Here is a 7,322-nt window from a genome sequence, read left to right as displayed (position 1 = left end):
ACAATAAGTCGTGTTGGTCAGACCCGAGGGGCAGTTGGTCGGGGTGGGGCGCCACCACCCGGGGGGGGGGCAGCCCGGGGGGGGGGGGGCGGGGGCCCCCCCCGCCCCCCCACCGATCACTCAGCAGACGGGCAGGCGCGCCTTGAGGTAGCCCTCGACCTGGTCGAGGGAGATCCGCTCCTGGCTCATCGAGTCCCGCTCGCGCACGGTCACCGCGTCGTCGGTGAGGGTGTCGAAGTCGACGGTGAGGCAGAACGGCGTGCCGATCTCGTCCTGCCGCCGGTAGCGGCGGCCGATCGCGCCGGCGTCGTCGAAGTCGACGTTCCAGCTCTGCCGGAGCTTCGCGGCGAGGTCGCGGGCCTTGGGCGAGAGGTCGGCGTTGCGCGACAGCGGCAGGACGGCGGCCTTCACCGGCGCCAGCCGCGGGTCCAGCCGCAGCACGGTGCGGGTGTCGACGCCGCCCTTGGCGTTGGGCGCCTCGTCCTCGGTGTAGGCCTCGACGAGGAAGGCCATCAGCGAGCGGGTCAGGCCGGCCGCGGGCTCGATGACGTACGGCGTCCAGCGGGTGTTGGTGCCCTGGTCGAAGTAGGTGAGGTCGGCGCCGGAGTGCTCCGAGTGGGTCTTCAGGTCGAAGTCGGTGCGGTTGGCGATGCCCTCGAGCTCACCCCACTCCGAGCCCTGGAAGCCGAAGCGGTACTCGATGTCGACGGTGCGCGTCGAGTAGTGCGACAGCTTCTCCTTCGGGTGCTCGTAGTGGCGCAGGTTGTCCGGGGAGATGCCCAGGTCGGTGTACCAGCGGGTGCGCTCGTCGATCCAGTACTGGTGCCACTGCTCGTCGGTGCCCGGCTCGACGAAGAACTCCATCTCCATCTGCTCGAACTCGCGGGTCCGGAAGATGAAGTTGCCCGGGGTGATCTCGTTGCGGAAGGACTTGCCGATCTGGCCGATGCCGAACGGCGGCTTCTTCCGCGCCGCGCCCATGACGTTGGCGAAGTTGACGAAGATGCCCTGCGCGGTCTCCGGGCGCAGGTAGTGCAGGCCGGACTCGTCCTCGACCGGGCCGAGGTAGGTCTTGAGCATCATGTTGAAGTCGCGCGGCTCGGTCCACGCGCCCTTCGTGCCACAGTTCGGGCAGCTGATGTCGGCCAGGCCGTTCTCCGGCGCCCGGCCCTTGCGCGACTCGTAGTCCTCCTCGAGGTGGTCGGCGCGGAACCGCTTGTGGCAGCTCTGGCACTCGGTCAGCGGGTCGGTGAAGACCCCGACGTGCCCGGAGGCGACCCAGGTCTGGCGCGGCAGGATCACCGAGGAGTCCAGGCCGACGATGTCGTCGCGGCTCTGGACGACGGTGCGCCACCACTGCTTCTTGATGTTCTCCTTGAGCTCGACGCCCAGGGGCCCGTAGTCCCAGGCGGAGCGGGTGCCGCCGTAGATCTCGCCCGACGGGAACACGAAGCCCCGTCGCTTGCAGAGGTTGACCACCTTGTCGAGGCGGGCGGGGTCGTGCTTGGCGGTGCTGTCGCTCACGGCGAGAGGCTCCATCCGGCTGGCGGTCGGCGGGTTGACCCGTCCACGGTAGTTGTCCCGGCCGGGCCGCCCGGCGCGGCACCGCCGGCGCTGCCCCCTCAGGAGGGGCGGCCGGCGTCCTCGCCGGGCAGGTAGACCCCGGGTTCGTCGAGGGCGTGGACCCACACCGGCGCCCCGGCGATCTTCACCTCGGCGGCGGAGAGCGCGCGGCGGTAGGCGCCGACACCGTCCCAGCGGGTCACCAGCGCCCACAGCCCCGGGTCGTCGGCGGACCGGCCGAGCTCGCCGTCCCGGAACCCGGGCCGCGCGGCGAGGGCGGCCAGCAGCACCTCGACGTCGGCGGCCAGGGCGCCGGCGTCGTCTCCCGACACCCGCAGGCGGGTCACCGCGAACACGCCGCCCCCTACGCGGACCCGAAGCGGCGCTGCCGCGAGGCGTACTCCTCGCACGCGGCCCACAGGTGCCGGCGGTCGAAGTCCGGCCAGAGGGTGTCGAGGAAGACGAACTCGGCGTAGGCCGACTGCCACAGCAGGAAGTTGCTCGTGCGGTTCTCGCCGGAGCTGCGGACGAACAGGTCGACGTCGGGCATGTCCGGCTCGTCGAGGAAGCGGGCGACGGTCCGCTCGTCGACCTTGTCCGGGTCCAGCCGGCCGGCGGCGGCCTCGCGGGCGATCGCCGCGGCGGCGTCGGCGATCTCGGCGCGCCCTCCGTAGTTGACGCACATGGTGAGCGTGAGGACGTCGTTGTCGCGGGTCAGGTCCTCGGCGACCTCCAGCTCCTTGATGACGCTGCGCCACAGCCGCGGACGGCGGCCCGCCCAGCGCACGCGGACGCCGAGCTCGTGCATCTCGTCGCGGCGCCGGCGGATGACGTCGCGGTTGAAGCCCATGAGGAAGCGCACCTCCTCCGGGCTGCGCCGCCAGTTCTCGGTGGAGAAGGCGTAGGCGCTGATGGCGCCGATGCCGAGCTCGATCGCCCCCTCGACGCAGTCGAACAGCGAGGACTCCCCCGCCTCGTGGCCGGCCGTCCGCGGCAGCCCGCGCTGCTTGGCCCAGCGGCCGTTGCCGTCCATCACGATCGCGACGTGCTGCGGGACCTTGTCCGCCGGGAGCTCGGGCGGGCGGGCCCCGGACGGGTGCGGGTTGGGTGCCTTCACCTCACGACGCACGACCTCACGCCTCACTCGGCGAAGCTCACTTCGCGGCGGGGCGCCGACTCGCTCCGGTCCACCAGCGGCAGGGACCGCAGCCCGCGCTCGAGGTGCCACTGCAGCAGCGCGGCGACCAGGCCGCTGCCCTCCCGGCGGGTGGTGCCCTGGCTGGCCTCGGCGGCCGCCCAGTCCCCGCTGAGCAGGGCGTCGAGCAGCTCGATGGTGACCGGGTTGGGCATCGCCGACCCGGCGGGCCGGCAAGGCGGGCAGACCATGCCCCCGGCGGGCACCGAGAAGTGCCGGTGCGGACCCTCCTCGCCGCAGCGGGCGCACCCGGAGAGCGCCGGCTCCCAGCCCGCCACCGACATGGCGCGCAGCAGGAAGGCGTCGAGCACCAGCCCCGCCGGGTGGCTGCGCTCGGCCAGCGACCGCAGCGCCCCGATCACCAGGAGGAACAGCCGCAGCGAGGGCTCCTTCTCCTCGGCGGTGAGCCGGTCGGCGGTCTCCAGCACCGCCGTGCCGGCTGTGTAGGCGGGGTAGTCCCCGGCGATCGGCTGACCGTAGGAACGGATCGTCTCCGCCTGGCTGACGATGTCGAGGTTCCGCCCGGTGTAGAGCTGCAGGTCCACGTGTGTGAACGGCTCCAGCCGGGCGCCGAACTTGCTCTTGGTGCGGCGCACGCCCTTGGCCACCGCCCGCACCTTGCCGTGCCGGCGGGTGAGCACCGTGACGATCCGGTCGGCCTCCCCCAGCTTCTGGGTGCGCAGGACGACGCCCTCGTCGCGGTACAGCGCCTTCGGTGTGGTGCTCATCGGCCCAGCCCGTTCATCAGTACCCGAGCCTGTTCAGCTTCTTCGGGTCGTCCTGCCACTCGCCGAGCACGGTGACGTGCAGGTCGAGGTGCACCCGGGCGTCCAGCAGCGTCTCGATCCCCTGGCGCGCCTCGGTGCCGATCGCCTTGATGACCTCCCCGCCCCGGCCGAGCAGCATCGGCTTCTGGCTGGGCCGCTCGCAGTGCAGTAGCGCGTGCACCTCGACCAGCTCGCCGCCGGCCCGCCTGGGGTCGGGCCGGCGGGTCATCTCCTCCACGGTGACGGCGAGGGAGTGCGGCACCTCCTGGAAGACCTTCTCCAGCGCCGCCTCCCGTACCAGCTCGGCGATCTGCCGCTCGACGTCCTCGTCGGTGGTCTGCTCCTCCGGGTAGAGCGGCGGGCCCTCGGGCAGCAGGCCCACCAAGAGGTCCTCCAGCAGCTCGACCTGGTCGCCGGCGACCGCGCTGACCGGCACGACCTCGGCGGCGTCGACGAGGGAGCTGGCGGCCACCAGCTGCTCGGCCACCTGCTTCCGGGAGGCGACGTCGGTCTTGGTGACCACCACCACGACCGGCGCCTCCACCGCACGCAGTTGCCGGGCGATGAACCGGTCCCCGGTGCCGACGGGCTGGTCGGCCGGCACGCAGAAGACCACCACGTCGACCTCGGAGAGCGTGTCGCGGACGACGTCGTTGAGCCGGCGGCCCAGCAGGCTCCTGGGCTTGTGCAGGCCGGGGGTGTCGACGAGCACGAGCTGCCCGCCCGGCCGGTGGACGACGCCGCGGATGGCGTGCCGGGTGGTCTGCGGGCGGTTGCTGACGATGCCGACCTTCTCGCCGACCAGCGCGTTGGTGAGCGTGGTCTTGCCGGCGTTGGGGCGGCCCACGAGGCAGGCGAAGCCGCTGCGGTACGGCTGGTCCGGCGAGGTCACCCGACCAGTCTCCCACCGCCGGACGACAGCCCCGCCCTCCTCGGGCGGTGTCCGCGCACACGTCGTCCGGCCTGGGAGGATCCCGGCGTGGCTGGACGGAGGAGACGGGACCAGGCCGAGCCCCTGGCGGTGCGGGTGCTGCGGGAGCGCGAGCGGCACGCCGCGCAGGTGGCCGCGTACGGCTTCTTCCCGGGGCGGGGTCCGCGGCGCTCCGCGACGGTGACGCCCGCGCCGCTGGAGTACTGGCAGTACAACGCTGCTCGGAGCTGGCTGGTGCTCGCGGCGGTGCTGTTCGTCGCGGCGTGGCTGGGCCTGTTCGCCTGGACCGGCGGGCCGGCGGCGGCCGCCGGCGAGGTGCCGATCGCGCTGGTCGTCGGGGTCGCGGTGGTGGTGCTGTCCACCACCCGGCTCACCGTCTCCGACTCGGGGCTGTCCTCCGACGTCGCCGGCCTGCGCCGCACGTCGGCGCTGCAGGTCGTCGCCCGCAGCGTCGTGCTGGAGGTCCGCCGCGGTGCGCCGCCGGAGGGCTGGCCGAAGGCGCGGCGCCGGGGCGGCTGGTGGCCGGGGCGGACACGGGTCGCCGTCCGCCACCTGGCCGCCGACGCCACGACCGAGCAGGCTCTCACCGTGTGGGTGCGCGACCCGGAGGCCTTCGCCGGCGCCCTCGGGCACCCACTGGACTGACCCTGCAGGCGTCCTCGCTCTAGGCGGTGGCGCGGACGGCGCCGTCCGGGCCGGCGAGGAACACCGGGGCGGACGGCGTGAGGTCGTGGACGGCGCTCAGCCCGGCCTCCTCCACCGCGTCGGCGGCCGAGACGACCGCCGCGGCCTCGAGCCCCTCCACCCCGCTGGAGACGGCGGCGGCGACGGCGGCCTGCAGCGCGGAGAGCCCGAGCGACGGGAGCGCGACGGTCGCCGCGACGTAGGTGCGCCCGTCGGTGTCGCGCACGGCCGCGCCCTCGGGGGCGCCGGTGCGGCCCCGGGCGGAGCGGGCGAGGGTGACGAGCTTGGCGTCCTCGGGCTGTAGGTCCACGAGGGGTCAGCCTTCCACGGCCGCCGGCACGTCCGCCCGGGTGGCTCCCGACTCCTCGCCCTCCTCGGCCACGGGCTCGGGCACCCGGCAGACCAGGATCGTGTCGATCCGGTTGCGCCGGCCCCCGGTGCTCTCGGCGACCAGGCGCAGCCCGCCCACCTCGGCCTCGGAGCCCTCGATGGGCACCCGGCCGAGCTCGCGGGCGAGCAGCCCGCCCACGGTCTCCACGTCGTCGTCCTCGGGGAGCTCCACGCCGAAGAGCTCGGCGAGGTCGCCCACCGGCAGCCGGGCGGTGATCCGGGCCGAGCCGTCGGGCAGCTGCTCGACCGGCGGCCGCTGGAACGCGTCGTGCTCGTCGGCGATCTCGCCGACGATCTCCTCGAGGATGTCCTCGATGGTGACCAGCCCGGCGAAGCCGCCGTACTCGTCGACGACGATCGCGATGTGGATGCGCTGCGCCTGCATGTCCCGCAGCAGCTCGTCCACCGGCTTGGACTCGGGCACGAACGTCGGCCGCCGCATGATCTCCTCGACCCGCGGCCCGTTCTTCGGGTCGCCCTGGGCCCGGCGGATCAGGTCCTTGAGGTAGACGACGCCGACGACGTCGTCGACGTTGTCGCCGATCACCGGGATGCGGCTGAAGCCGCTGCGCAGCGCCAGCGCGAGCGCCTGGCGGACGGTCTTGGTGCGCTCGATCCAGACCACGTCGGTGCGCGGCACCATCACCTCGCGGGCGATCGTGTCGCCCAGCTCGAACACCGAGTGGATCATGTTGCGCTCGCCGGACTCGACGACGCCGCGCTCCTCGGCCATGTCGACCAGCTCGCGCAGCTCGACCTCGGAGGAGAACGGCCCGTCGCGGTAGCCGCGGCCCGGGGTGATCATGTTGCCGACCAGGATCAGCAGGGTGGCGACCGGCCCCAGCACCCGGCCCAGCAGCCGGACGACCCCGGCGCTGGCCAGGGCGACGCCGTAGGCGTGCTGGCGGCCGAGGGTGCGCGGCCCGACGCCGACCAGCACGTAGCTGACCACGGTCATGACGCCGGCCGCGGTGAGGACGGTCTGCCAGCCCCCGCCCCAGAGCCGGTACAGGACGACGGTGCCCAGCACCGCCGCGACCATCTCGCAGGCGATCCGCAGCAGGAGCAGCAGCGCCACGTGGCGGGCACGCTCGCCCACGACGTCGGCCAGCACGGCGGCGCGCGTGACGCCGTCCCGCCGCATCTCGTCGACCCGCGCCTTGGAGACGCGCTGCAGGGCCGCGTCCATGGCGCCGAAGAGGCCCGCGAGCGGGATCAGGCAGACGGCGATCACCAGGAGGGTGATCTCGCCGGAGGTCATCGCTGGCCCGGCCCCCGGTCGCCGGCCCCCTGCTCGGCGGCGCCCCGGTCGACGGCGTCCCCGGTCATGGGCGCCCGCGGTGCGGAGCGCCAGCCCTCGAGCAGCTTCGACTGCAGGCCGAACATCTCCTTCTCCTCGTCGGGCTCCATGTGGTCGTAGCCCAGGATGTGCAGCACGCCGTGGGTGGCGAGCAGGATCAGCTCGTCGTCCATCGTGTGGCCGGCCGCGCGCGCCTGGCGGACGGCGACCGCGGGGCAGAGGACGACGTCCCCGAGCAGCGCCGGACCGGGCTCGGGCTCGTCGGGACGTCCGGTGTCCAACTCGTCCATCGGGAAGGCGAGGACGTCGGTCGGCCCCTTCTCCCCCATCCAGCGCTCGTGCAGCGTGCTCATGTAGTCGCTGTCGACGCACAGCACCGACAGCTCGGCCATGGGGTTGACCCCCATCTCGGCGAGCACGTAGGTGCAGATCGCCGCGAGCGAGGACTCGTCGACGGCGATCTCGGACTCGTTGGCCACCTCGACGGGCATG

At 73.5% G+C, this 7,322-nt stretch carries 9 protein-coding genes; 1 reads left to right on the top strand and 8 read right to left on the bottom strand.

The window, feature by feature from the left end:
- Positions 1–120: 120 nt before the first annotated feature.
- The 5 genes from ACI79I_RS01630 to era form a co-directional block, all read right to left on the bottom strand.
- Entirely contained in the window at positions 121–1,524 is a 1,404-nt protein-coding gene (locus tag ACI79I_RS01630; RefSeq protein ID WP_456990385.1) for a glycine--tRNA ligase, read from the bottom strand.
- A 98-nt stretch (positions 1,525–1,622) separates the two neighbouring features.
- Positions 1,623–1,919, bottom strand: a complete 297-nt coding sequence (locus ACI79I_RS01625) for an antibiotic biosynthesis monooxygenase family protein (RefSeq protein ID WP_456990383.1) — start codon at positions 1,917–1,919, stop codon at positions 1,623–1,625.
- An 8-nt stretch (positions 1,920–1,927) separates the two neighbouring features.
- Positions 1,928–2,680, bottom strand: coding sequence for an isoprenyl transferase (locus tag ACI79I_RS01620; protein WP_456990381.1), 753 nt, complete (start codon positions 2,678–2,680; stop codon positions 1,928–1,930).
- Positions 2,681–2,703: 23 nt separating this feature from the next.
- Positions 2,704–3,486: a DNA repair protein RecO gene (gene recO, locus ACI79I_RS01615; protein WP_456948250.1), complete on the bottom strand. Its 783-nt coding sequence runs from the start codon at positions 3,484–3,486 to the stop codon at positions 2,704–2,706.
- 16 nt (positions 3,487–3,502) lie between these two features.
- A complete protein-coding gene (gene era / locus ACI79I_RS01610; protein WP_456990379.1) occupies positions 3,503–4,417 on the bottom strand; it encodes a GTPase Era in 915 nt (304 codons plus the stop codon).
- An 87-nt stretch (positions 4,418–4,504) separates the two neighbouring features.
- Between era and ACI79I_RS01605 the strand changes: the two genes are divergently transcribed.
- Positions 4,505–5,101, top strand: coding sequence for a hypothetical protein (locus ACI79I_RS01605; protein ID WP_456990377.1), 597 nt, complete (start codon positions 4,505–4,507; stop codon positions 5,099–5,101).
- A 19-nt stretch (positions 5,102–5,120) separates the two neighbouring features.
- On the opposite strand, the gene ACI79I_RS01600 is transcribed toward ACI79I_RS01605, so the two are convergent.
- From ACI79I_RS01600 to ybeY, 3 genes are read right to left on the bottom strand one after another with little or no spacing between them, the layout of a single operon-like run.
- On the bottom strand, positions 5,121–5,450 hold the full coding sequence (locus ACI79I_RS01600) for a cytidine deaminase (RefSeq protein WP_456948256.1): 330 nt from the start codon (positions 5,448–5,450) through the stop codon (positions 5,121–5,123).
- 6 nt (positions 5,451–5,456) lie between these two features.
- On the bottom strand, positions 5,457–6,791 hold the full coding sequence (locus ACI79I_RS01595; protein WP_456990374.1) for a hemolysin family protein: 1,335 nt from the start codon (positions 6,789–6,791) through the stop codon (positions 5,457–5,459).
- Positions 6,788–7,321, bottom strand: a complete 534-nt coding sequence (ybeY, locus tag ACI79I_RS01590) for an rRNA maturation RNase YbeY (protein ID WP_456990372.1) — start codon at positions 7,319–7,321, stop codon at positions 6,788–6,790. The genes ACI79I_RS01595 and ybeY overlap by 4 nt, the downstream gene beginning before the upstream one ends.
- Position 7,322: the final 1 nt, after the last annotated feature.

It is taken from the genome of Geodermatophilus sp. SYSU D01105 (genome assembly GCF_054050095.1).
The sequence above is the reverse complement of the archived record's forward strand: the minus strand, read 5'-3'. Positions and strand labels throughout refer to the sequence as shown.

Bases quoted from the DNA above. Each gene is read 5' to 3' on its own strand.
- recO (WP_456948250.1), bottom strand. From the start codon at position 3,486: ATGAGCACCACACCGAAGGCGCTGTACCGCGACGAGGGCGTCGTCCTG.
- ACI79I_RS01595 (WP_456990374.1), bottom strand. From the start codon at position 6,791: ATGACCTCCGGCGAGATCACCCTCCTGGTGATCGCCGTCTGCCTGATC.
- ybeY (WP_456990372.1), bottom strand. From the start codon at position 7,321: ATGCCCGTCGAGGTGGCCAACGAGTCCGAGATCGCCGTCGACGAGTCC.